This window comes from Pseudomonas sp. TH34, from assembly GCF_016650865.1.
Taxonomy (GTDB): domain Bacteria; phylum Pseudomonadota; class Gammaproteobacteria; order Pseudomonadales; family Pseudomonadaceae; genus Aquipseudomonas; species Aquipseudomonas yamanorum.
In genome coordinates, this window is sequence record NZ_JAEKFB010000035.1 from 181,510 (window position 1) to 205,208 (window position 23,699).

20 protein-coding genes and 2 tRNA genes are annotated in these 23,699 nt (G+C 60.3%); 4 read left to right on the top strand and 18 right to left on the bottom strand.

Annotation, left to right across the window (positions count from 1 at the left end):
• Positions 1-92 precede the first annotated feature (92 nt).
• The 6 genes from rplI to rnr all read right to left on the bottom strand — a co-directional run bounded on the left by rplI (position 93) and on the right by rnr (position 5,870).
• Positions 93-539 (bottom strand): 50S ribosomal protein L9, encoded by a 447-nt coding sequence (rplI, locus tag JFU58_RS30145; RefSeq protein WP_003171376.1) that lies wholly within the window; start codon positions 537-539, stop codon positions 93-95.
• A gap of 18 nt (positions 540-557) precedes the next feature.
• Entirely contained in the window at positions 558-1,445 is an 888-nt protein-coding gene (locus tag JFU58_RS30150; RefSeq protein ID WP_063033381.1) for a hypothetical protein, read from the bottom strand.
• A gap of 36 nt (positions 1,446-1,481) precedes the next feature.
• Positions 1,482-1,712 carry a 30S ribosomal protein S18 gene (gene rpsR, locus JFU58_RS30155; RefSeq protein ID WP_002551829.1) on the bottom strand — a complete coding sequence of 77 codons (231 nt, stop codon included), beginning with the start codon at positions 1,710-1,712 and terminating at the stop codon, positions 1,482-1,484.
• A gap of 28 nt (positions 1,713-1,740) precedes the next feature.
• Positions 1,741-2,163 carry a 30S ribosomal protein S6 gene (gene rpsF, locus JFU58_RS30160; RefSeq protein ID WP_003217491.1) on the bottom strand — a complete coding sequence of 141 codons (423 nt, stop codon included), beginning with the start codon at positions 2,161-2,163 and terminating at the stop codon, positions 1,741-1,743.
• A 321-nt stretch (positions 2,164-2,484) separates the two neighbouring features.
• Entirely contained in the window at positions 2,485-3,240 is a 756-nt protein-coding gene (rlmB, locus tag JFU58_RS30165) for a 23S rRNA (guanosine(2251)-2'-O)-methyltransferase RlmB (RefSeq protein ID WP_003217493.1), read from the bottom strand.
• Entirely contained in the window at positions 3,237-5,870 is a 2,634-nt protein-coding gene (gene rnr, locus JFU58_RS30170) for a ribonuclease R (RefSeq protein ID WP_093202344.1), read from the bottom strand. Before rnr ends, rlmB begins: the two co-directional genes overlap by 4 nt.
• A gap of 224 nt (positions 5,871-6,094) precedes the next feature.
• Between rnr and JFU58_RS30175 the strand changes: the two genes are divergently transcribed.
• The 4 genes from JFU58_RS30175 to JFU58_RS30190 all read left to right on the top strand — a co-directional run bounded on the left by JFU58_RS30175 (position 6,095) and on the right by JFU58_RS30190 (position 9,207).
• A tRNA-Leu gene (locus JFU58_RS30175) sits at positions 6,095-6,181 on the top strand.
• Between the two features lie 178 nt (positions 6,182-6,359).
• Positions 6,360-6,446: transfer RNA gene (locus JFU58_RS30180), tRNA-Leu, on the top strand.
• A 170-nt stretch (positions 6,447-6,616) separates the two neighbouring features.
• Positions 6,617-7,642: an extracellular solute-binding protein gene (locus JFU58_RS30185; RefSeq protein ID WP_063033383.1), complete on the top strand. Its 1,026-nt coding sequence runs from the start codon at positions 6,617-6,619 to the stop codon at positions 7,640-7,642.
• Positions 7,642-9,207 (top strand): ABC transporter permease, encoded by a 1,566-nt coding sequence (locus JFU58_RS30190; RefSeq protein WP_177069970.1) that lies wholly within the window; start codon positions 7,642-7,644, stop codon positions 9,205-9,207. Before JFU58_RS30185 ends, JFU58_RS30190 begins: the two co-directional genes overlap by 1 nt.
• Before the next feature lie 108 nt (positions 9,208-9,315).
• On the opposite strand, the gene JFU58_RS30195 is transcribed toward JFU58_RS30190, so the two are convergent.
• The 12 genes from JFU58_RS30195 to JFU58_RS30250 all read right to left on the bottom strand — a co-directional run bounded on the left by JFU58_RS30195 (position 9,316) and on the right by JFU58_RS30250 (position 23,675).
• Positions 9,316-11,250 (bottom strand): methyl-accepting chemotaxis protein, encoded by a 1,935-nt coding sequence (locus JFU58_RS30195; RefSeq protein ID WP_201143004.1) that lies wholly within the window; start codon positions 11,248-11,250, stop codon positions 9,316-9,318.
• 139 nt (positions 11,251-11,389) lie between these two features.
• A complete protein-coding gene (locus JFU58_RS30200) occupies positions 11,390-12,679 on the bottom strand; it encodes an adenylosuccinate synthase (protein WP_003217505.1) in 1,290 nt (429 codons plus the stop codon).
• 54 nt (positions 12,680-12,733) lie between these two features.
• Positions 12,734-13,921, bottom strand: coding sequence for an ATP phosphoribosyltransferase regulatory subunit (locus tag JFU58_RS30205; RefSeq protein WP_093202353.1), 1,188 nt, complete (start codon positions 13,919-13,921; stop codon positions 12,734-12,736).
• A gap of 301 nt (positions 13,922-14,222) precedes the next feature.
• Positions 14,223-15,089: a protease modulator HflC gene (gene hflC / locus JFU58_RS30210; RefSeq protein WP_017478342.1), complete on the bottom strand. Its 867-nt coding sequence runs from the start codon at positions 15,087-15,089 to the stop codon at positions 14,223-14,225.
• Positions 15,089-16,267, bottom strand: a complete 1,179-nt coding sequence (gene hflK, locus JFU58_RS30215) for an FtsH protease activity modulator HflK (RefSeq protein WP_017478341.1) — start codon at positions 16,265-16,267, stop codon at positions 15,089-15,091. The genes hflC and hflK overlap by 1 nt, the downstream gene beginning before the upstream one ends.
• A gap of 96 nt (positions 16,268-16,363) precedes the next feature.
• Positions 16,364-17,665: a ribosome rescue GTPase HflX gene (gene hflX / locus JFU58_RS30220; protein ID WP_003217514.1), complete on the bottom strand. Its 1,302-nt coding sequence runs from the start codon at positions 17,663-17,665 to the stop codon at positions 16,364-16,366.
• Positions 17,666-17,677: 12 nt separating this feature from the next.
• Positions 17,678-17,941, bottom strand: a complete 264-nt coding sequence (gene hfq / locus JFU58_RS30225) for an RNA chaperone Hfq (RefSeq protein ID WP_003217515.1) — start codon at positions 17,939-17,941, stop codon at positions 17,678-17,680.
• 94 nt (positions 17,942-18,035) lie between these two features.
• Positions 18,036-19,007, bottom strand: coding sequence for a tRNA (adenosine(37)-N6)-dimethylallyltransferase MiaA (miaA, locus tag JFU58_RS30230; RefSeq protein WP_093202357.1), 972 nt, complete (start codon positions 19,005-19,007; stop codon positions 18,036-18,038).
• Positions 19,007-20,905 (bottom strand): DNA mismatch repair endonuclease MutL, encoded by a 1,899-nt coding sequence (mutL, locus tag JFU58_RS30235; RefSeq protein ID WP_167410191.1) that lies wholly within the window; start codon positions 20,903-20,905, stop codon positions 19,007-19,009. The genes miaA and mutL overlap by 1 nt, the downstream gene beginning before the upstream one ends.
• A 14-nt stretch (positions 20,906-20,919) precedes the next feature.
• On the bottom strand, positions 20,920-22,353 hold the full coding sequence (locus tag JFU58_RS30240) for an N-acetylmuramoyl-L-alanine amidase (protein ID WP_197680881.1): 1,434 nt from the start codon (positions 22,351-22,353) through the stop codon (positions 20,920-20,922).
• 3 nt (positions 22,354-22,356) lie between these two features.
• The gene (tsaE, locus tag JFU58_RS30245) at positions 22,357-22,827 is read right to left on the bottom strand and encodes a tRNA (adenosine(37)-N6)-threonylcarbamoyltransferase complex ATPase subunit type 1 TsaE (protein WP_093202362.1); all 471 of its coding nucleotides are present in this window, start codon (positions 22,825-22,827) and stop codon (positions 22,357-22,359) included.
• On the bottom strand, positions 22,815-23,675 hold the full coding sequence (locus JFU58_RS30250; RefSeq protein WP_017478336.1) for an NAD(P)H-hydrate dehydratase: 861 nt from the start codon (positions 23,673-23,675) through the stop codon (positions 22,815-22,817). The genes tsaE and JFU58_RS30250 overlap by 13 nt, the downstream gene beginning before the upstream one ends.
• Positions 23,676-23,699: the final 24 nt, after the last annotated feature.

Consider the following 23,699-nt stretch of genomic DNA (forward strand, 5'->3'; position numbering starts at 1 on the left):
AAAGCCAGAAAAACAAAAGGCACGACCTGTGAACAGGATCGTGCCCGATGTTAACCGCCCGGCACGCGAGGTGCCAGTCAGTTAGGTGCTGCTTAAGCTGCTACCACAACAACGCGTACGGTTGCTTCGACTTCAGCGTGCAGGTGCACGGCTACATCGAATTCGCCAACGTTGCGGATGGTGCCGTTCGGCAGACGAACTTCGCTCTTCTGCACTTCAACGCCGGAGGCGGTCAGTGCATCAGCGATGTCGTGGGTGCCGATCGAACCGAACAGCTTGCCTTCGTCACCGGCGGTGGCAGTGATAGTCACTTCCAGCTCAGCCAGTTGGGCAGCGCGAGTTTCGGCCGAAGCTTTTTTGTCTGCTGCTGCTTTTTCCAGCTCAGCACGACGCTCTTCAAACGCAGCCAGGTTGGCAGCGGTTGCAGCGGTGGCTTTGCCGTATGGCAGCAGGTAGTTACGACCGTAGCCGGCCTTAACGTTCACTTTGTCGCCCAGGTTGCCCAGGTTGGCGACTTTTTCCAGAAGGATCAGTTGCATGTGAAAATCCTCTAACTTTTAACCTTCACCGTTCGCGTTATCGGCGTCTTTCGGCGCCAGACGACCGCGAAAATCAATCAGGCCGTCGACAATGGCCAAGACCACGAGTAACGGATAGATCAGCTGCATGAACAGCAACAGCGTCACGTACAACCCCACCAGCCAGAATCTGCCCAGTCGCTTTTGCGCCACCAGCCCATGAATCAGGGATAGCCCGGCGAATACCAGCGGTACGCTGCACAACGGCACCAACAGCGCCAGGCCAAACGTCGGCCCGACCACCATGAACGCCAGCAGCAACATCGCCGGTCCAGCGGGGATTCTGATACTGCGAAATTCGCGACCAAAACCACCCGGGTTATACAACAACGCCTGCCAGTAACGCCCAAGAATCAGGCTCAGCACGCTGACAATCTGCAACAGTGCCGCTATCAGGCCGGTCAGCATCGGTGCAACCACTGACGCGAAGCGCGCTCGCTCCTCTACCGATAACTGCTGGTAGAGATCCCCGAGGGCCAGCGGCAGGATCTTTATGATCTCCTGCGCCAGCGCCTCGATTTGCGGGCGGAAAGCCGCGCCAAGCGCCAGTGAATACACCAACCCCAATGCCACGCTGACCAGCAGCGTACGGACCCAGGACTCACTTGCGCGTAAAACCAACGCAAGGGTCGATGAACCGAGCAGTACCAGAAGTACCCGTGGATCATCGAATTTCAACCACCAGACCAAGGCCGGCAGTATTCCCAGGGCAAGAACGCCAAGGGCGTCCTTCAAACCGCGCCGCAGGAGCACAAGGCAACCTGCGGCAGCACCCAACCAATACAACAACGGCAATGCTGCACATCCAGCCACTACCAGAGTGGCCTGCACACGACCGCGCATGATGAACTCAGCTAAGGCGCGCATGCATTCAATCCCTTACTACTTGTCGACTGCCCGGTCTCAGCGGCCGTGGCTGTCGGTGTAGGCCAGCAGGGCCAGGAAGCGGGCGCGCTTGATAGCGGTGGCCAGCTGACGCTGATAACGAGCTTTGGTACCGGTGATGCGGCTTGGAACAATTTTGCCGGTCTCGGATACGTAGGCTTTCAGAGTGTTGAGATCTTTGTAATCGATCTCCTTCACGTCTTCAGCGGTGAAGCGGCAGAATTTACGACGACGGAAGAAACGTGCCATTTGATAGGCTCCTTAAAAGGTCCGTGGATTACTCGTCAGCGTTATCGCTGTTGTCGCTGTCATCACTATCAGCGCTTTCAGCGCCTTCGTGCTCAGGACGGTCGCGACGCTCACGGCGCTCACTGCGGTTTTCTTCAGCCTTGAGCATCTCGGATTGGCCGGTAACGGCTTCTTCGCGACGGATGACCAGGTTACGGATCACTGCATCGTTGTAGCGGAAGTTGTCTTCCAGCTCGGCCAGGGCCTTGCCAGTGCATTCAACGTTCAGCATCACGTAGTGAGCCTTGTGAACATTGTTGATTGCGTAGGCCAGTTGACGACGGCCCCAATCTTCCAGACGGTGGATTTTGCCGCCGTCTTCTTCGATCAGCTTGGTGTAACGCTCTACCATGCCGCCGACTTGCTCGCTTTGATCCGGGTGGACCAAAAAGATGATTTCGTAATGACGCATGAATGCTCCTTACGGGTTGTAGCCTGCCGCTCAAAAACGGTCAGACAAGGAGTGAATGACACTTATGGATCTTGCCGAAGGGAGGCACATGCGTGCCTGCCATGAAGGCAAGGGGCGCAATTGTAGAGAAGGGGGAGAAAGGGCGCAAGGTGATTGGTGATTGGTGATTATTTGAACAACGCAGAATCAAGGCAAACACAAAACAAATGTGGGAGCTGGCTTGCCTGCGATGACAATGGCACAGGCAACATCTCTGCTGACTGACACACCGCCATCGCGGGCAAGCCCGGCTCCCACAGGGTCTTGCGTCGCTCTTATGCCTTATTTCTTGGCTTTAGCCTTGGCGCCGCGCTGGCGCTGGGCTTCGAACAGGCAGACGCCCGTTGCGACTGAAACGTTGAGGCTGCTGACGCTGCCGGCCATCGGCAGGTGCACCAGGTAGTCGCAATGCTCGCGGGTCAGGCGGCGCATGCCCTTGCCTTCGGCACCCATGATCAGGATGGTCGGGCCGGTGAGGTCCTGGTCATAAATGCTGACCTCGGCCTCCCCCGCCGTCCCCACAACCCACAGGCCACGCTGCTGGAGTTTCTCCAGGGTGCGCGCCAGGTTGGTCACGGCCACCAACGGAATCACTTCCGCCGCACCGCAGGCGACTTTACGCACCACAGGCGTCAAGGTTGCCGACTTGTCTTTGGGCACAATCACCGCCAACGCACCGGCAGCATCCGCCGAACGCAGGCAGGCGCCGAGGTTGTGCGGATCGGTCACGCCGTCGAGCACCAGCAACAGCGGCGCGCCTTCGGTGCGATCGAGCAGCTCGTCGAGCATCGCTTCGCCCCATACCTGGCTCGGGCTTACGTCCGCTACCACGCCTTGGTGAACGCCTTCGACCCAGACGTCCATCTCACGACGCTCGGCCTGGCCGATGGCAACTTTGTTCTGATTGGCCAGCTCGACCAGCGCTTGAACGCGCGGCTCACTGCGGCCTTCAGCCAACCACACCTGCTTGACGCGTTTCGGGTGGTGACGCAGCAATGCTTCTACAGCGTGTACGCCGTAGATTTTTTCCAGACTCATGACTTGGCCTTAGGTTTGCGCGACCCGCCGCTCTTCGCGGGGGCCGAACCCGCTTTTGGCGGGCCTTTACGGTGTTTACTCGGCTTGCTCGACGGCTTTTCCGCCTCGCGGGACTTTCCCCCAGACGCCGCTTTACCACCGCTTTTGGCTTCGTTGAGCAACTGCTGCTTCAACTCGCGGCTCTTGCGCAGCTCGGCGTTTTTCGCCGCAGCATCGCTTGGGCGGTAGGCTTCGGGGGCCTTGTCCTTGGCAGACGAACGACGAGCAGGCTTGGCTGGCGCAGGCTCGGCGACCGCTGCTTTCGCAGGAGCACCTTTGCCTTTGCTGGCCGGCGCAGTCGTTTCGCCGCCACGTTTTTTACGGCCAGTCGGCTCCGCTGGCTTGTCGGGCATACCGAAGTCGATCTTGCGCTCGTCGAGGTCGACGCGCATGACCTGCACTTCCACGGTGTCGCCCAGACGGAAGCTGCGACCGGTGCGCTCGCCCGCCAAGCGGTGATGCACAGGGTCGAAGTGGTAGTAGTCACCCGGCAAGGCGGTGACGTGCACCAGGCCCTCGACGTAGATGTCGGTCAACTCGACGAACAGGCCAAAACCCGTCACGGCGGTGATCACACCCGGGAACGACTCGCCCACGCGGTCTTTCATGAACTCGCACTTGAGCCAGTTCACTACGTCGCGGGTGGCTTCGTCGGCACGGCGCTCGCTCATGGAGCACTGCTCGCCCAACTGTTCCAGGGCCGCTTCGTCGTACGGATAGATCCGTGCTTTCGGAATGGTCATGGCACCGGCGCGCTTGACGTGCGGGGTGTTCTGCTTGGAATGGATCACGCTGCGGATCGCCCGGTGCGTGAGCAAGTCCGGGTAACGGCGAATCGGCGAGGTGAAGTGGGTGTACGCCTCGTAATTCAGGCCGAAGTGGCCCTGGTTATCGGCGCTGTACACCGCCTGGCTCAGGGAGCGCAGCATGACGGTCTGGATCACGTGGTAATCCGGACGGTCCTTGATGCTCGCGAGCAGAGCCTGGTAGTCCTTCGGCGTCGGGCCGTCCTTGCCTTTGTGCAGGGACAGGCCGAGCTCACCGAGGAACGCGCGCAGCTTCTCCAGACGCTCCGGCGGCGGGCCGTCGTGCACCCGGTACAAGGCCGGAATCTCGTGCTTTTTCAGGAATTCTGCAGTGGCCACGTTGGCCGCCAGCATGCATTCCTCGATCAGCTTGTGAGCATCATTACGGGTGGTCGGGGTGATCGCGGCGATCTTGCGCTCGGAACCGAAGACAATCCGGGTTTCCTGAGTTTCAAAGTCGATCGCGCCACGCACGTGACGAGCGCCCAGCAGCACTTTGTACAGCGCATAGAGCTGCTTGAGGTGCGGCACGACATGGCCGTACTCACCGCGCAGGGCTTTGGCTTCGCTGGTTTTCGGCTGTTCCAGGATGGTGCTGACCTTGTTGTAGGTCAGGCGCGCCTGGGAGTGGATCACCGCTTCGTAGAACTGGTAGTCGGTCATTTCGCCGGTTTTCGAGATGGTCATCTCGCACACCATGGCCAAACGGTCGACTTTCGGGTTCAGGGAGCACAGGCCGTTGGACAGCTGCTCAGGCAGCATCGGGATGACGCGCTCGGGGAAGTACACCGAGTTGCCGCGCACCTGGGCTTCGTTGTCCAGGGCCGAACCAATCTTCACGTAGCTGGACACGTCGGCAATCGCGACGAACAACTTCCAGCCGCCGGAGAACAGGCGCAGTTTGCCAGGCTTAGCTTCGCAGTAGACCGCATCGTCGAAGTCGCGGGCATCTTCGCCGTCAATGGTGACGAACGGCAGATGGCGCAGGTCGATGCGTTTTTCTTTGTCTTTTTCTTCAACTTCCGGCTTGAGCTTGGCGGCTTCTTTGAGCACAGCCTCAGGCCAGACGTGAGGGATATCGTAGGTGCGCAGCGCAACATCGATTTCCATGCCCGGCGCCATGTAGTTGCCGACCACTTCGACGATATCGCCCTGCGGCTGGAAGCGCGCAGTTGGCCAGTGGGTGATTTTCACCTCGACGAACTGGCCGACCTTGGCGGCGCCATTGCGCCCCGGGGTGATCAGCACTTCCTGCTGGACCTTCGGGTTATCCGGCACGACAAAGCCGATGCCGCCTTCTTCGAAGTAACGGCCAACAATGGACTCGTGGGCACGGGACACCACTTCGACGATCACGCCTTCGCGGCGACCGCGACGGTCGAGGCCGGAAACGCGCGCCAGGGCACGGTCGCCATCGAACACCAGGCGCATTTGCGCCGGGCTCATGAACAGGTCGTCGCTGCCATCATCCGGGATCAGGAAGCCGAAACCGTCACGGTGGCCGGCAATACGACCGAGGATCAGGTCGAGCTTGTCCACCGGCGCGTAGGTGCCCCGGCGGGTGTAGATCAACTGGGCATCGCGCTCCATGGCGCGCAGGCGGCGACGCAGGGCTTCGAGTTGGTCTTCGGTGGTCAGACCGAATTCTTCAACCAACTGCTCGCGGCTAGCAGGCGAACCCCGATCGGCGAGATGCGCCAGGATCAGTTCACGGCTAGGAATAGGGTTTTCATATTTTTCCGCTTCACGAGCGGCCTCGGGATCGAGGGACTGCCAATCGGCCATTAGAGAGTTTTCACCTTGTCTATATGAGGGTTAGTTTGGCATACGCGTATTGAAACGGGAAATTTCAGGTGTCAACAAGCCCGTAAAAGCACTTTGTAGCCCTCGGAATGCACCTTGCGCGACCGCCCGCGAAATTTTCCAGGCTTTTTTGATAACTGGGCTTTACAGCGCAAAAAGTGGTCCGTATAGTGCGCGCCATCGACGACGGCAACGTTGACGATGCTGCCCAGATGGTGAAATTGGTAGACACGCCAGCTTCAGGTGCTGGTGACCGCAAGGTCGTGGAAGTTCGAGTCTTCTTCTGGGCACCAATTCCAAACTTGAGGTTTCAACCTTGAGTCTCACAAAAACCCGCGAAAGCGGGTTTTTGCGTTTCAGGTCTTTGATTTTTAACCATAAAGTTGATTTATAAAATCAAATCAGGGGTTTACAGATCAAAAAGCCCTCCGTATAGTTCGCTCCATCAACAGCGGCAACGTTGCTGATGCTGCCCAGATGGTGAAATTGGTAGACACGCCAGCTTCAGGTGCTGGTGACCGCAAGGTCGTGGAAGTTCGAGTCTTCTTCTGGGCACCAATTCTAAACTCAAGGTTTTAACCTTGAGTCTCACAAAAACCCGCGAAAGCGGGTTTTTGCGTTTCCGGGGTCTGAAAACTTCCAGACCGATTTGCCCCATGACCGCACCTGAGAAACTTTATCGTTTATCCTAGCAACGATTTGTTGCACTCAAGTGAGGAACACCCCGGATGATGATCCGCGATACCCGTCTCAAGACATCCCTTCTGCGTGGCCTGACCATCACTCTGCTCGGCCTGACCCTGCTCTCGCCCGCCGCCTATTCTGCCGACAAGGTTGCACTGACCTTGTACAACGGCCAACACAAGGAGGTCGGCGATGAACTTGCCAAGGCCTTCGAAGCCAAGACCGGCATCCACGTCAATGTGCGCAAGGGCAGCAGCAACCAGCTGGCCAGCCAGGTCGTCGAAGAAGGTGACCGCTCCCCTGCCGACGTGATCTACACCGAAGAATCACCGCCGCTGAATAAACTCGGCGAGCAAGGCCTGCTGGCGACCATCGACGCCAGCACCCTCGACGTTCTGCCCAAGGAATACGTGGCCGCCAACGGTGCCTGGATGGGCGTGACCGCACGCACCCGCGTCGTAGCGTTCAACCCGAAACTGATCGCCGAGAAAGACCTGCCCAAGTCAGTACTGGATTTCGCCGGACCTGAATGGCAAGGCAAGGTCGGTTTCGTACCCACCAGCGGCGCATTCCAGGAACAGGCCGTGGCGATCATCAAGCTGCACGGTCGCGAAGCGGCTGAAGAATGGCTGACCGGCCTGCGCGCCTTCGGCAAGGTCTACAGCAACAACATGGTTGCGCTCAAGGCCGTGGAAAATGGCGAAGTCGCCACCGTCCTGGTGAACAACTACTACTGGTTCGCCCTGAAGAAAGAAAAAACCAACCTGGATTCGCAGTTGCATTACTTCACCGACGGTGATGCCGGCGGCCTGATCACCGTGTCTGCCGCTGCGGCGCTGAAATCCAGCAAGCATCCAAAGGAAGCCCAGCAATTGTTGGCCTTCATGGCCAGCGAAGAAGGCCAGCGGGTGATCACCAACACGTCCGCCGAATACCCGTTGCGCAAGGGCATGGAATCCAACCGCGGCCTCAAGCCTTTCAGCGAGCTGCAACCGCCGAAAGTCACCCCTGCCGACCTGGGCAACGCCGAAGAAGCCCTGGAACTGGAACGTGACGTTGGCTTGAACTGATGAACCCATCGCTCCCCGCCCCCGCCTTGCGCGGGGGTTTTACGCCGAGACGCAAACGCCCTTCGATCTGGTTGCTGCTGCCAGTCCTACTGCTGGTAGGCCTGAGCCTGTTGCCGCTGGCGTATGTCGGCCTCAAGGCCTGGCAAGCAGGATGGGCCGAGGCGGTGCATTTGCTGTGGCGGCCTTATGTGTTCGGACTGCTGCGCAACACCCTGGCGCTGATGGTCGGTGTGACCGTGGCCTGCGGCGTGATTGGCTTGTCCCTGGCCTGGCTGCTGGAACGCAGCAACTTGCCGGGACGGCGAATCTGGGGAGTGATCCTGTGCCTGCCGTTTGCGGTGCCCGCATTTGTCAGCAGCTTCACCTGGGTTTCGTTGAGCGCCAATTTCGAGGGGCTGGGCGGGGCGATCCTGGTGATGACCCTGTCCAAATACCCGCTGGTGTTTCTGCCGGTGGCGGCGACCCTGCGCAATCTTGACCCATCCCTGGAAGAATCGGCCCGCACCCTGGGACTGAATCGCTGGGGCGTGTTCTTTCGCATCACCTTGCCGCTGCTGTGGCCATCGCTACTGGCGGGGGCGCTGCTGATTGCCCTGCATATGCTGGTGGAGTTCGGCGCGCTGTCGATCATCGGCCTGCAGACGTTTACCACCGCGATCTATCAGCAATTCGAGCTGGAATTCAGTAACGCCAATGCGGCAATGCTCTCGGCGGTGCTGCTGGTGATGTGCCTGACACTGCTCTGGCTGGAATTGCGGGTACGCGGCAAAGGCCGGCATGTGCGCACCGGCCAGGGCGCGGCGCGACATGCCGAACAGGTTCGACTCGGCAAATGGGCGGCAGTGGGGCAACTGTATTGCCTGCTCCTGGCGATCATTGGCAGCGGCATTCCACTGGGCATGCTGGGTTACTGGCTGGCCGTGGGCAGTTCAGCGGCATTTCCGGTTGCAGAGATCAGCGAGGCGCTGCTTTCTTCCTTGGCATTGTCCTTGGGCGGCGCCGCGCTTTGCCTGTTGTTTGCAGTGCCTGTGGGCTTGCTGGTGGTGCGCTATAAAGGCCAGCTCGCACTGTGGGCCGAACGCCTGCCATACCTGCTGCACGCCCTGCCCGGCCTGGTGATTGCGCTGACGCTGGTGTACTTCGCGCTGCATTACGTGCCGGCGCTGTATCAGACGTCGGCGTTGTTGCTGATCGCTTATGCGTTGCTGTTTTTGCCCCTGGCCCAGGCGCCGATCCGCACGGCACTGAACAAGGCGGCACCCCAACTGGAAGAAGCGGCGAGAACACTGGGGGCGTCGTCGTTCAGTGCGTTTTGCCGGGTGACATTACCGATTATTTTCCCGGCATTGGGCGCGGCATTTGCGCTGGTGTTCCTGGATGCGATGAAGGAATTGACGGCGACGTTGCTGCTTAGTCCTACTGGATTGAACACACTGGCGACTGCCGTGTGGGCGCATACCTCAAATGTGGAATTCGCGGCAGCGGCGCCTTATGCCGCACTGCTGATTCTAGTGTCGGGGCTGCCGGTGTATCTGCTTACGACGCGGATGTATCTGAGCCGCTGAAATAGCTTTCGCGAGCAAGCCCGCTCCCACATTTGCTCGTATTCCAGAAGTGGAACTCGGTCGAATGTGGGAGCGGGCTTGCTCGCGAAAGGGCCGCACCAGGCGACATCAAGCCCTGAACTGCCCCAGGCTCGCCTTCAACTGCGCTGCCAACCCATCAAGCACTTTGCCACTGGCGGTGGTCTCCACCACTGCCTGAGCCGCGCGCTCGGCCTGGGCATGAATGATCTCCACCCGCCCACGCACCGCATGCGCACCTTGCGCCTGATGCTCAGCTGCACGTGTCGCCAGGCCAATCGCTGCATGCACCTGCTCCACCGAGGCCTGCACCGACTGCTGCAGGCGCACGCTATCGCGCAATACCAACAAACCTTCGCTGGCCTGGCGCCCGGCCTTGCCGATGGTCTCTACCGCCTCACGGGCGCCTTGCTGCAAGGCCACGATGTGGGCCTGGATGTCGCCGGTAGAGCTCTGGGTTTTGCTGGCCAGGGCACGAACCTCGTCCGCCACCACCGCAAAACCGCGACCGGTCTCGCCGGCTCTCGCCGCTTCAATCGCCGCGTTGAGTGCCAGCAAGTTGGTTTGCTCGGCAATCCCGTGGATCACCGTCAACACCACCTCAATCTGCTCGCTCTGCTGCGCCAGACGCTCGATCACCTTGGACCCCGCCTGCACTTGCCCCGCCAACGCCTCGATCAGGCTGCCGACTTCGGCTGAAGTACGTGAGTTCTCATCAGTGGCCTGGCGAATATCCACCACCTGCTGCAACGCCGCCTGCATCGCATGGCTTTCTGCCTGGGCCTCGTCGGCCATTTGCGATAGCGCCCGCAGGCTTTCGGCAACCTCATCACGCTGCAAGCCGGCAGCTGCATCGGCACCCGCATTGCGCAGGGTCATAGCACCGATTTCCACGCCCGTACGCTGGGCCACGTCACCCGCTTCGCGCACGATGGGCTGCAACTTATCCACAAAGCGATTGACCGCCGAAGCCATGTCGCCGATTTCGTCCCTGCTGTTGATCTGCACGCGCTTGGTCAGATCGCCCTCGCCTGCCGCCAGGTCGTCCATCGCTGCAATCAGCAGCTTCAGGCGATTGACCACCCGACGCCCGAGCACCACGGCAATCAGCAACAGCACGCCAAAGCCTACAATCGCCAGGCCCATGCCGATGCGCCAGCGCAAGGTACCTGCCGCCTCTTGCACGGCATTGGTGGTATTGGCGGTCATCTGGGTGGCCGTTGCTTGTGCCGACTGCAAGCGCGCTCCCATGGCTGCAGCGCTGTCCGCAGCGGCCCCTTTTAGACTGTCGCCCACTAACTGGTCACCGCTGGCAATCAGTGCAGCAAAACGCTTATCCAGCGCGGCCAGGTCAGTCTCTACTGCGGCGGTCGAAACCCCCATGCGGACCTTGCCGATCTCTACGCCATTGGGGCTGATGGACGCTTCGACGTAGAACACCGAGGGATCATTTTTCGCCGCGTCCAGCACTTTATCCAGGGCTCGTTCGCCTTTGCCCTTTTCCAGCAGCGCCTGGTTAATCGGGTTTTCACGGTTGAGGTAACGGGTCAGATGTTCGCCAGCCGCGTCGTCATACACCACAAACAACACGTTGGGATTGCGCTGGGCTCTGCGGGCAAACTCAGACAGCGTCGGCACGTCGCTGTCCCACATGGCGCGCGGCGCCACCGAGGCGAGCAGTTGCGCCATGTCGCTGGCAGAGTCCTGCAGGTCTTTTTCCAAGGTCGCACGCAGTTGCTTCTGCTCTTCCTGCAGGCGCGTGGAAAGCCCTGCCGTCAGACGCTGGCGAGTACTGGAAGACAGACTGTCCAGACTGGAGGTGACTTCCTTTCCGGCCTGAGCCAACTCGCCGGACAGTTTCTGGCTGTCGACGCCCAGGCGATTGCCCAAATCCGCTTCCAATGCAGTGACGGTGCTTCGCGTCAGGGCGACGGCCACCAGTACTTGCACCAAAAGAGCGATACCTAGGGTAACGAACACCGGCCGCAATAGCCGGCTTTGTAACAATGAGAGAACGGCAGACACTGGGAATCCCTCCACCACGGGTGCCATTAATTTGATAGCACCGCGAAAGAAAGAACCATAGCAAGGGCCGTGCCGTTTACCAGCCGGAAACGACAAAGGGCTCCCGAAGGAGCCCTTTGCTTTTTACATCAACAGCTTATTAAGCGAACGGGTGACGCAGAACGATGGTCTCGTTGCGGTCCGGGCCCGTCGAAATAATGTCGATTGGCGCACCGATCAGCTCTTCGACGCGCTTGATGTAAGCGCGAGCGTTGGCTGGCAGCTCTTCCAGGGTCTTGGCACCCACGGTCGATTCGGTCCAGCCCGGCACTTCTTCGTACACAGGCTGCAGGCCTACGTAGCTGTCAGCATCAGTCGGGGCAACGTCCTTACCTTCCGCATCTTTGTAGCCGATGCAGATGTTGATGGTTTCCAGGCCGTCAAGTACGTCCAGCTTGGTCAGGCAGATGCCCGAGATGCTGTTCACATCGATAGCACGACGCAGGATAACGGCGTCGAACCAGCCACAACGACGGGCACGGCCAGTAGTTGCGCCGAATTCGTGACCTTGCTTGGCCAGGTGCGCACCGACGTCGTCGAACAGTTCAGTCGGGAACGGACCCGAACCTACACGTGTGGTGTACGCCTTGGTGATGCCGAGGATGTAGTCCAGGAACATCGGGCCAACGCCCGAACCGGTCGCAACGCCGCCAGCGGTGGTGTTGGAGCTGGTGACGTACGGGTAGGTGCCGTGGTCGATGTCCAGCAACGAACCCTGGGCGCCTTCGAACATGATGTCTTTGCCAGCGCGACGCAGGTCGTGCAGCTCGGCAGTCACGTCCAGCATCAGCGGCTTGAGCAGCTCAGCGTATTCCTTGCACTCAGCCAGGGTCTTTTCAAACTCGATGGCTGGCTCTTTGTAGTAACCCACCAGCATGAAGTTGTGGTAATCCACCAGTTCACGCAGCTTGTCTTCAAAGCGCGGCATGTTGAGCAGGTCGCCTACACGCAGGCCACGACGTGCAACCTTGTCTTCGTAGGCCGGGCCGATGCCGCGACCGGTCGTACCGATCTTCAGCTCGCCACGGGCCTTTTCACGGGCCTGGTCCAGCGCAACGTGGAAGGACAGGATCAGCGGGCAGGAAGGGCTGATACGCAGGCGCTCGCGCACTGGCACACCTTTCTCTTCCAGCTTGGTGATCTCGCGCAGCAAGGCGTCAGGTGCAACCACCACGCCGTTGCCGATCAGGCACTGCACGCCTTCGCGCAGTACACCCGACGGGATCAGGTGCAAGACGGTTTTTTCGCCATCGATGACCAGGGTGTGGCCAGCGTTGTGGCCACCTTGGTAGCGCACTACGGCGGCAGCATGTTCGGTCAGCAGATCAACGATCTTGCCTTTGCCCTCATCACCCCATTGGGTGCCCAGGACTACGACATTCTTACCCATAACACTTGTCCTCATTCGCGCAAACTTGGTGCCGGCAGCGGCCGGCAGGAAAACTCAAGAAGCCAGTGGCGATACTTGCCAAAGCCCATTCTGCTGAATCAATTGCCGGTCGCAGTCCGCATCACGGGCGGCGGCCAATGGCTGCCCAGGCAAGGCCTGGACTACACGTTGACCCTCACTGCGCAACTGGCAAACCTGCTGCCAGAGTGCTGCGTCCGTACTGTCGGGCATCCAGATACCGCCAGACGGCAGCTCGACCTCAGCACGCCCCAGGGTCACCAGGGTTTTCAAATCAGTGGAAAAGCCGGTCGCCGGACGGGCACGACCGAAGTCGGCGCCGATATCGTCATAACGGCCGCCCTGGGCAATGGCTTGGCCAACACCCGGGACAAACACCGCGAACACCACACCGGTGTGGTAGTGGTAGCCGCGCAACTCACCCAAATCAAAATACAGCGGCAACTGCGGGAAGCGCGCAGACAACTGCTCGGCAATCGCCAGCACGTCATCCAGGGCCGCCAATACATCAGCTGGCGCATTCGCCAGACGATCACGGGCGGCGGTCAGCACTTCACGGCCGCCACACAGATCCACCAGCGCACGCAGCATGCCGGCCAGGTCAGCAGGCACGCCCGCCGTCAAGGCGATCACTTCATCGATGGCCTTGCGTTGCAGGGCATCGAACAACTGTTGTTCCACTTCACCCGACAAACCGGCCGCACGGGCCAGGCCGCGGTAGATGCCGACATGCCCGAGGTCCATGTGCACATCCGGCACATCGGCCAGTTGCAGCATGGCCAGCATCAAGCTGATGACTTCCACGTCGCTGCTCGGGCTGGCATCGCCGTACAACTCGGCCCCCAACTGGATCGGGCTGCGGGACGACGACAACGCACGCGGTTGAGCATGCAGCACGCTGCCGGCGTAGCACAGGCGGCTCGGCCCTTCGCGACGCAGGGTGTGCGCATCAATGCGCGCGACTTGCGGCGTGATGTCGGCACGAAAGCCCATTTGCCGGCCCGATTGCGGGTCGATGACCTTGAAGGTGCGCAGATCCAGGTCCTGGCCCGCGCCGGTCAGCAGGGATTCCAGGTACTCGATATGGGGGGTCACGACAAACTCGTAACCCCAGCTCTGGAACAGATCCAACACCTGGCGGCGCGCGATTTCAATGCGTGCAGCTTCTGGTGGCAGTACTTCTTCGATGCCATCTGGCAGCAGCCAGCGGTCTACCGTTGCCATTACGCCATTCCCCTATGATCCGGGCGGCCAGCCCTCGGGCGAGCCTTGAGTGAAGCAGAAAATACCCGGCCCCTGCATAAACCACGCGCAAGAGCGACGTGACGAACGACCAACAATCGGCCTCGTCGGGCACTTTCCTCGAAAAACCTGTGGCGCCTGCGGAGCAAAGCCACAATCAAACATGCAGACGCAAAAAAGCCGGGAATTTCCCGGCTGCCGCATCATACACCCGTTTTCTGAAAGGATCACCCCGCCCGGCATTTTAGCCGCCCGACGGAGTGATTCTCAGACTACATGCGGGTTACTTGGACTTTTCCAGGTAGCGGAAGAAATCGCTACTTGGGTCCAGCACCATGACGTCGGTTTTGTTCGCGAAGCTTTCACGGTAGGCACGCAGGCTACGGTAGAACGCGTAGAACTCCTGGTCCTGGCCATAGGCCTTGGCGTAGATCGAGGCGGCTTGAGCATCACCATCACCACGAGCCTCTTCAGACTCGCGATAGGCTTCTGCCAACAGTACGCGACGCTGACGGTCGGCATCCGCACGGATCCCTTCTGCCAGTTCGTTACCCTTGGCACGGTGCTCACGAGCCTCGCGCTCACGCTCGGTGCTCATACGCTCGAACACGCTGCGGTTCACTTCCTTCGGAAGGTCGATAGCCTTGACCCGAACATCGATCACTTCGATGCCCAGTTCTTTTTCCGCCATCGTGTTCAACGAACGCGTGATGTCAGCCATCAGCGCATCACGTTCACCGGATACCACCTCGTGCAGGGTGCGCTTACCAAACTGGTCACGCAGGCCCGATTCCAGACGGCGCGACAAACGCTCGTCGGCAATCTGCTTGAGGCCGGAGGTCGCGGTGTAGAAACGCTCGGCATCCTTGACGCGCCACTTGGCGTAGGCGTCAACCATCACGGCTTTCTTTTCCAGGGTCAGGAAGCGCTGTGTCGGTGCATCCAGGGTCATCAGGCGGCCGTCGAACTTGCGCACCTGGTTGACGTAGGGGACTTTCACATGCAGGCCCGGCTGGACATCTGCCTGGACCACGCGACCGAATTGCAGCAACACCGCGCGCTCGGTCTGAGACACGATATAGAAGCAGTTCCAGGCAGCGATGACCACGACGACGCCCACAATCAGGGCGGTCAGCGATTTATTGCTCATCAACGACTCTCCCTGGTACGTGTTTGCTGTTGCAGCAAGTCAGCGGCCGCACGGGCGCTCGCTTCGTTGGCAGCGGCAGTTGAACCGGTAGCCGGTGCGCTGGTGCTGCTACGACCACCTTCGATCATCTTGTCCAGCGGCAGGTACAGCAGATTGTTCTGCCCGCCCTTGCTGCCGGTCACGAGAACCTTGCTGGTGTTGCTGAAGACTTCCTGCATGGTGTCCAGGTACAGACGCTCACGAGTGACTTCCGGTGCCTTGCGGTACTCGGCCACCAGCTTGGTGAAACGATCTGCCTCACCCTTGGCACGGGAGACCACTTCGTCGCGGTAACCGTTGGCATCCTCAAGGATGCGCTGGGCCTGACCACGGGCTTCCGGCACGACGCCGTTGGCGTAGGTTTCAGCCTGGTTGCGCGAACGCTGCTCGTCTTCACGGGCACGGATCACGTCATCGAAGGCTTCCTGTACTTCGCGCGGTGCAGCTGCGCTCTGTATGTTGACCTGGGTTACGGTGATACCGGTGCGATAGGTATCGAGGAACCGTTGCAGGCGCTCCTTGATCTCGCTGGCCATCAATTCACGACCTTCGGTCAGCACCTGATCCATTGCGGTGGAACCCACCACGTGGCGCAGGGCACTTTCGGTCGCTTGTTGCAGGCTGATTTCCGGCTGATCGACGTTCAGCACGAAGTCCTGCAGGTTGCTGATCTTGTACTGCACGGTCAGCGGCACTTCGACGATGTTCTCGTCTTCAGTCAGCATCTGGCCCTGCTTGGTGTAGGCACGCTCACGCGTGACGTTTTCCATGTACTTCTTGTCGATCGGCGGGAAATAGATGTTCAGGCCAGGGCCGACGGTCTCGTAGTACTTGCCGAAGCGCAGCACCACGGCTTGCTCCTGCTCGTCCACCACATAGACGGCGCTGTACAGCCAGACGGCCGCCAGCACAACGAGGCCGATGCCGAGCAGGCCGTAACCACCGCCCTTGCTCGTACGACCGCCTTCGTCACCACCACCACGTTTTTTTCCACCACCGAACAACCCATTCAGGCTTTCCTGCAGCTTTCGGAAGGCCTCGTCGAGATCTGGTGGCCCCTTGCGGTCGCCATTATTGCGGCGTTTACCACCCCAAGGATCCTGATTATTCGAGTTGCCACCCGGCTCATTCCAAGCCATAGCGCTCTCCATCTGATAAAGCAAAGACGCACCCACGGCGCGCCGACCAATGCTACAGAATGCCTGTCACAGCGGCACAACCGCTTTCTCAGGCTTTTATTGCAAAGTGTGTTGTTCGATGAACTCCGTCGGCACAACACCTTCCCGACTGACCAGCCGATTCAGCTCCGAGCGCGGCAATCGAACGGCCAGCAAGCTGACACCTTCTTCGTCGTGTTCTTCTTTCTGTACCGCGCCCAGCTCGAAAAACTGTGCACGCAGTCGAGCAAAACGCTGAGGCAAGCGCAAGGTGCCAACAAACAAATCGCTGCCCAACAACTCGGCAATGGCTTGTTCAAGCAATTCCAGACCACTGCCATCACGCGCCGACAGCCAGACCCGCTGGGGCTTGCCGTTTTCGTCGCGCTGGATTTGTGGCTCAACGCCTTCAAGCAAATCGAGTTTGTTATAGACCTCGAGGATCGGCAAGTCCTGGGCACCAATCTCGCCCAGTACCACCATGACCTGTTCAATCTGCAACATGCGATCCGGTTCGGCCGCATCGATCACGTGCAGCAGCAGGTCGGAATTGCTCGACTCTTCGAGCGTAGACCGAAATGCCTCGACCAGCTTGTGGGGCAAGTGACGAATGAAACCCACGGTATCGGCCAGGACAATCGGCCCCAGGTCGTCCAGTTCCAGACGGCGCAAGGTCGGGTCAAGGGTCGCGAACAGTTGGTCGGCCGCGTACACGTCCGATTTCGTCACGTTATTGAAGAGCGTGGATTTGCCGGCGTTGGTATAGCCCACCAGGGAAACGGTCGGGATATCCGCACGCATACGGCCACGTCGCGATTGTTCGCGCTGGCTGCGCACCTTCTCCAGGCGGCCCTTGATCTGTCGCAGGCGCACCCGCAGCAGACGCCGGTCGGTTTCCAGCTGGGTTTCACCCGGGCCACGCATGCCGATACCGCCACCCTGACGCTCAAGGTGAGTCCAGCCACGAACCAGCCGGGTGCTCATGTGGTCAAGCTGGGCCAGTTCTACCTGGAGCTTGCCTTCATGGGTACGGGCGCGCTGGGCGAAAATATCGAGAATCAGACCCGTGCGGTCGATCACGCGACACTCGAAAACTCGTTCGAGGTTACGTTCCTGACTGGGCGTGAGGATGTGATTAAAAATCACCAGATCGGCCTTTTCGGCATGGACCAGGTCGCGCAGCTCCTCGACCTTGCCGCTGCCAATCAGGAATTTGGCGGTTGGCCGATGACGCGGCACGTTAAAAAACGCGACGGTCTCGGCGCCGGCCGAATTTGCCAACTCCTGAAACTCCTGCGGATCTTCGCGCGCCTCAGGGTCCTGTCCATCCAAGTGAACGAGGATTACTCGCTCACCACCACCGTGGCGCTCAAAGAACAAAGGAGACTCCTATCAGGCGTTACCCGGTGCAGGCTCGGCGTCACCCTGTTCTTCGGTTGCGCTAGGCAGACGAATCGGACGAACCGGCACTACGGTCGAGATAGCGTGTTTGTAAACCATTTGGCTTACGGTGTTTTTCAGCAGAATCACGAACTGGTCGAACGACTCAATCGTGCCCTGCAGCTTGATACCGTTGACCAGATAGATGGAAACCCCAACTTTCTCTTTACGTAAAGTATTCAAGTAAGGGTCTTGTAGCGAATGCCCTTTTGACATGTGCCGCACTCCTTTAAGGATCAATAATAAAAAATCGGAAAATAGATAGCTTATGGCCGTCACACCCCCAAGGATAGACGGCAATTGCAAGGACTCAGCTCAATATGGAGACCGTTCCCAAGTATTTCAAGGCGCGTGACAGATTGTCGCAATCCAGACTGTCCAACCAGTGTAAATCAGTCCAGCTGCGCAGCCATGTGAACTGGCGCTTCGCCAATTGGCGCGTGGCAATGATGCCGCGCTCCTGCATTTCGGCTGACGTCAGCTTGCCATCCAGATGATCCCAGACTTGGCGGTAGCCTACAGCACGTATCGAAGGCAGCCCGGGATGCAGGTCACCTCTTGAACGCAGTGCTACGACCTCCTCCACAAACCCCTGTTCCAACATAATTGTGAATCTTTGTGCAATTCGTTCATGCAACACCTGGCGATCCGTCGGAGCGATGGCCAGATTCGCCACAGTATAGGGCAATTGTGAGTGCCCCGAGGCGCCTGCTTCAGCACTTTGCGCAGTTTGTTTCAGCCTGTGTTCAGTCATGGTCTGGCCACTGACCCGCCAGACTTCCAACGCCCGCGTCAGCCGCTGGGGGTCATTGGGATGAATCCGCGCGGCGGAAACTGGATCCACCGCAGCCAACTGGTCGTGCAGGGCTTGCCAGCCAAGGCGCGCAGCCTCTTCTTCAAGTTCGGCGCGCACCTGGGCATCGGCAGGTGGCATGTCTGCCAGGCCTTCCTGCAAAGCCTTGTAATAGAGCATCGTGCCACCCACCAGCAGCGGAATTTTGCCCCGCGCAGTGATATCGGCCATGGCCGCCAGGGCATCATTACGAAAATCAGCCGCCGAATAGCTCTCGCTGGGATCGATAATGTTGATCAACCGGTGCGGGTACTGGGCCAGCAGCTCTTTTGAGGGTTTGGCGGTGCCGATGTCCATGTCCCGGTAAACCAGTGCAGAGTCGACACTGATCAACTCGCATGGCAAGACCTTGGTCAGTTCGATGGCCAGGTCAGTCTTGCCGGCCGCCGTCGGGCCCATCAGGAAGATTGCGGGGGGCAAGGCACTCATCAACGACCGCGCAAGAACAGTTTATCGAGGTCGTCCAGGCCCATCTGGGTCCAGGTCGGTCGGCCATGGTTGCACTGGCCGCTGCGCTCGGTGTTTTCCATGTCCCGCAGCAAACCGTTCATTTCCGGCAGGGCCAGGCGCCGATTAGCGCGGATGGCGCCGTGGCAGGCCATGGTGCCGAGCAGTTCATTGATATGGGCCTGGATACGATCGCTGGTGCCGTACTCCATCAGGTCTGCCAGTACGTCGGCCACTAGCCGATTAGCCTCGGCCTGCTTGAGCAAAGCCGGGATCTGGCGGATAGCCAGGGTTTCCGGGCCCAGGCGTTGCAACTCAAAGCCCAGTTTCTGGAACACGCTGACGTGCTCTTCGGCACAATCGGCCTCGCGCTGGCTGACCGCCAGGGATTCCGGCACCAGCAGCGGCTGGCCGCTGAGGCCTTCGCTGGCCATGGCGATCTTCAAACGCTCGTACATGATCCGCTCGTGAGCAGCGTGCATGTCCACCAGCACCAGGCCATGTGCGTTTTCCGCAAGGATGTAGATGCCCTTGAGCTGAGCCAGTGCGTAACCCAGCGGCGGCACGTCACCCTGGCCTTCCGGCAAGGCGGCAGCACCCGACTCGGCACCGGGCAGCGGCGCGAAAAACTCGCGATAGGCTGCCTGGGCTTCGGCCACCGGCAACGCTGATTGCGGGCGCGGCGTGTATTGGTATTGATAACCGGCGCCAGCGCCTGAGCCAGGCGCGGTATAGCTCGGCTGGGCTTGCGGCGATTGCAGCAGGTTGGCGGCCAGGCTCATTTCGCCCTGGGGTCCGAACTCACCGGCTTCCGGCCCCGTAGGACGGACGATGGCCGTGACGATCGGCGCCGCCAGTTGATCATCCGGGCGCACATCGCCCAGGGCGCGGTGCAAGGTGCCATAGAGGAAATCGTGGACCATGCGACCGTCACGGAAGCGCACTTCGTGCTTGGTCGGGTGCACGTTAACGTCCACCACCGACGGGTCGACCTCAAAAAACAGCACGAACGTCGGATGCCGCCCGTTGAACAGCACGTCGCGATACGCCTGGCGCACCGCATGGGCCACCAGTTTGTCGCGCACCGCCCGGCCGTTCACAAAGAAGTACTGCAAGTCAGCCTGGCTGCGAGAGAACGTCGGCAACCCCACCCAACCCCACAACCGCAAGCCATTGCGCTCGATCTCGATCGGCAGCGCCTGCTCCAGGAACCCCGCGCCGCAGATAGCCGAGACGCGCCGGGCACGGGCCGCATCATCATGGGCCTCGTGCAGGCTGAGGATGGTCTTGCCGTTGTGGCGCAGGTGGAAAGCCACATCAAACCGGGCCAGTGCCAAGCGCTTGATGACTTCCTGCAGGTGGTCGAATTCGGTTTTTTCGGCCTTGAGAAATTTGCGCCGGGCCGGGGTGTTGAAGAACAGGTCGCGCACTTCCACCGAGGTGCCCACCGGATGTGCGGCCGGCTGGACCCGAGGCGCCATGTCGCGGCCTTCGGTTTCCACCTGCCAGGCCTGGTCAGCATCGCGGGTGCGGGACGTCAGGGTCAGGCGGGCCACGGAGCTGATGGAAGCCAAGGCCTCACCGCGAAACCCGAGGCTCATCACCCGTTCAAGGTCTTCCAGGTCACGAATCTTGCTGGTGGCGTGACGGGCCAGGGCCAGCGGCAGGTCATCGGAGGAAATCCCGCTGCCGTCGTCGCGTACCCGCAGCAGCTTGACGCCGCCCTGCTCAACATCGACGTCGATGCGCCTGGCGCCGGAGTCGATGCTGTTTTCCAGCAACTCCTTGATCACCGACGCTGGCCGCTCGACCACCTCACCCGCCGCGATCTGGTTGGCGAGGCGCGGACTTAGCAGCTCAATGCGCGAGGTGTTGCTCAAGACTGTTTCGCTCATTATTGCGCCGCCAGTTCAGTGCCCGGGATGGTCAACACCTGGCCGACCTTCAATTCATCGGTCTTCAGGTTATTGGCGCTGCGCAAGGTTGCCGCCGATACCTGGAAGCGCACCGCCAGCATCGCCAGGGTGTCGCCCGGCTGGACGCGATGGTCACGCGGGCCTTGGGCGATCTTCCCGGAATCACGCAGCCAGGCGATGTAGGTGCCCGGCGGCGGGTTCTGCTGGAAGAACTGGCGAACACCGGCGCTGATGGAACGCGCCAGCGCCTGCTGGTGGCTGGAAGAGGCCAGTTTCGAGGCTTCGTTGGAGTTGGAGATAAACCCGGTTTCCACCAGAATCGATGGAATATCCGGCGACTTGAGCACCATGAACCCGGCCTGTTCCACCCGCTGTTTGTGCAGCGAGGTGACGCGACCGATATTGCTCAGGACTTTCTGCCCGACGTTCAGGCTGGAGGTCAGCGAGGCGGTCATCGACAGGTCGAGCAATACGCCGGCGAGCATCTTGTCCTTGTCGTCGAGGGACACGTTGCCAGCCCCACCGATCAAGTCAGAACGGTTTTCACTGTCCGCCAACCAGCGAGCGGTCTCGGAAGTGGCACCCCGATCAGACAGGGCAAACACCGAAGCACCAAACGCAGCCGCCGAAGGGGCGGCGTCGGCGTGGATCGAGACGAACAGGTCGGCGCCCTTCTTGCGGGCGATTTCGGTACGGCCACGCAGCGGAATAAAGTAATCGCCGGTACGGGTCAGCTCGGCGCGATAGCCTTTCATGCCATTGATCTGGCGCTGCAGTTCGCGAGCGATGGCCAGTACCACGTCTTTTTCATGCTGGCCGCGCGAACCGGAGGCTCCCGGGTCTTCGCCGCCGTGCCCGGCATCGATAACCACAATAATGTCACGCTTGCCCGCGGGTGCAGGTGGTGGTGGCGGCAATTTGACCTGAGGTTGCGACTGGTTGACCGGCACCGCCGGTATCGTCGCGACGCTTGGGGTTGGCGCAGGCGGCGGCGCGGCATCGGCGGCGTTGTCGAACAGGTCGACTACCAGCCGGTTGCCATACTGTGCGTTGGGCGCCAGCACGAAGCTTTTCGGGGTCACGGCCTTTTTCAGGTCGATGACCACCCGCAGATCGGTCGGCGTACGTTGGGCCGAACGCATCGCGGTAATCGGGGTATTGGCCATGGCGACTTTCAACGGCGCGGCCAGGGTCGCACCGTTGATATCAATCACCAGGCGATCGGGCGCCGTAAGGGTGAAGACGCTGTGCTGAACCGGGCCAGACAGGTCGAATACCAGTCGCGTGTTATCCGGAGCCCGCCACAGGCGAACACTTTTCACCTGTGAGGCCGCCAGTGCATTGAAAGTCATTGCCGCAAGCAACACCCCTACGACAGTAACCAACGCGCGAAAGCGCATACCTAACCCCATCAATTATTTGAATTCCAATGCCAAGGCGGCGCACCACGACTCGCCGCGCGCGCTCTGGGACAACAACTTCAGCTGACGTCCGTGCTTATGCGGGGTAATGGTAATGGTCAGGTCCGGCTTTGGCAAAAAGCCTGTGCCTTTATCTGGCCACTCGATCAGGCACAGAGCGTCCTCATCGAAGTAATCGCGGATGCCCATGAATTCCAACTCTTCTGGATCCACCAGGCGATACAAGTCGAAATGGAAGGCGCGCAGCTCGCCGATTTCGTAGGGCTCAACCAAGGTAAACGTCGGGCTTTTCACAGCACCTGCATGCCCCAACCCGCGAATGATGCCCCGTGACAGGGTGGTTTTCCCGGCCCCCAGATCACCTTCCAGAAAGATCAGGCCCGAGCCTTTCGTTACCTGGGCAATACGGTTGCCGAGGGCGACCATTGCAACTTCATCGGCCAGGAAAAGGATTACTTCAGACACGGCGATTGCTCCTCCAGCAACTGACGAATGGCAGGAATCAGATCACTGGCGGCCAGCCCGCGACCGTAGGTACCTTGGCGATCACCGGCAGTGGCATGCAGCCAGACCGCCAGGCAAGCGGCATCAAATGCCGACATGCCTTGCGCCAGTAAAGCACCAACCAGGCCGGCCAACACGTCACCCAGGCCAGCGGTTGCCATCGCAGGATGACCCTGATCACAACGGGCAACGCGACCGTCCGGGCGGGCGATCAAGCTGCCCGCGCCCTTGAGGATCGCTACTGCATTGAATTTCTGACTCAAGGCGCGCGCCACGTTAAGGCGGTCGGCCTGAACCTCGGCTGTCGAAATACCCATCAAGCGGGCCGCTTCGCCAGGATGCGGAGTGATCACGCAGTTGGCCGGCAAGCTGACGCTGCCCGTCGCCAGCAGGTTCAAGGCATCGGCGTCCCAGACTTGCGGCTGCTTGGCGCTGGCCGCTACCGACAGCAGGCTTTTGCCCCAGGACGCCTCGCCCAGGCCCGGACCGATGACGATCACGGAGATCTTTTCCAGCAAGCCCATCAACTGATTGGCCGAGTGTACGCCCACGGTCATGACTTCCGGCAGCCGCGCCAGCGCCGCTGCAACATGCTCACTGCGGGTCGCCAGGGAAACCATGCCGGCGCCGCTGCGCAGGGCACTTTCGGCGCTGAGCAAGGCGGCGCCGCCAAAACCACGGTCGCCACCGATCAGCAATAGATGGCCGAACTGGCCTTTATGGGCGTCCGGAGAACGCGCAGCGAGTTGCGGCAATTGGCCGGGCAACAGGTGCTGAACGTCGGGTATTTCGTGTTTTGTCTGCGGCATGCGTCTTCAAGCTCCGATGTCTGG

Excerpts from the sequence above, each read along its gene's own strand:
- rplI (WP_003171376.1), bottom strand. The coding sequence starts at position 539 with ATGCAACTGATCCTTCTGGAAAAAGTCGCCAACCTGGGCAACCTGGGC.
- JFU58_RS30150 (WP_063033381.1), bottom strand. The coding sequence starts at position 1,445 with ATGCGCGCCTTAGCTGAGTTCATCATGCGCGGTCGTGTGCAGGCCACT.
- rpsR (WP_002551829.1), bottom strand. The coding sequence starts at position 1,712 with ATGGCACGTTTCTTCCGTCGTCGTAAATTCTGCCGCTTCACCGCTGAA.
- rpsF (WP_003217491.1), bottom strand. The coding sequence starts at position 2,163 with ATGCGTCATTACGAAATCATCTTTTTGGTCCACCCGGATCAAAGCGAG.
- rlmB (WP_003217493.1), bottom strand. The coding sequence starts at position 3,240 with ATGAGTCTGGAAAAAATCTACGGCGTACACGCTGTAGAAGCATTGCTG.
- rnr (WP_093202344.1), bottom strand. The coding sequence starts at position 5,870 with ATGGCCGATTGGCAGTCCCTCGATCCCGAGGCCGCTCGTGAAGCGGAA.
- JFU58_RS30185 (WP_063033383.1), top strand. The coding sequence starts at position 6,617 with ATGATGATCCGCGATACCCGTCTCAAGACATCCCTTCTGCGTGGCCTG.
- JFU58_RS30190 (WP_177069970.1), top strand. The coding sequence starts at position 7,642 with ATGAACCCATCGCTCCCCGCCCCCGCCTTGCGCGGGGGTTTTACGCCG.
- JFU58_RS30200 (WP_003217505.1), bottom strand. The coding sequence starts at position 12,679 with ATGGGTAAGAATGTCGTAGTCCTGGGCACCCAATGGGGTGATGAGGGC.
- JFU58_RS30205 (WP_093202353.1), bottom strand. The coding sequence starts at position 13,921 with ATGGCAACGGTAGACCGCTGGCTGCTGCCAGATGGCATCGAAGAAGTA.
- hflC (WP_017478342.1), bottom strand. The coding sequence starts at position 15,089 with ATGAGCAATAAATCGCTGACCGCCCTGATTGTGGGCGTCGTCGTGGTC.
- hflK (WP_017478341.1), bottom strand. The coding sequence starts at position 16,267 with ATGGCTTGGAATGAGCCGGGTGGCAACTCGAATAATCAGGATCCTTGG.
- hfq (WP_003217515.1), bottom strand. The coding sequence starts at position 17,941 with ATGTCAAAAGGGCATTCGCTACAAGACCCTTACTTGAATACTTTACGT.
- miaA (WP_093202357.1), bottom strand. The coding sequence starts at position 19,007 with ATGAGTGCCTTGCCCCCCGCAATCTTCCTGATGGGCCCGACGGCGGCC.
- JFU58_RS30240 (WP_197680881.1), bottom strand. The coding sequence starts at position 22,353 with ATGGGGTTAGGTATGCGCTTTCGCGCGTTGGTTACTGTCGTAGGGGTG.
- JFU58_RS30250 (WP_017478336.1), bottom strand. The coding sequence starts at position 23,675 with ATGCCGCAGACAAAACACGAAATACCCGACGTTCAGCACCTGTTGCCC.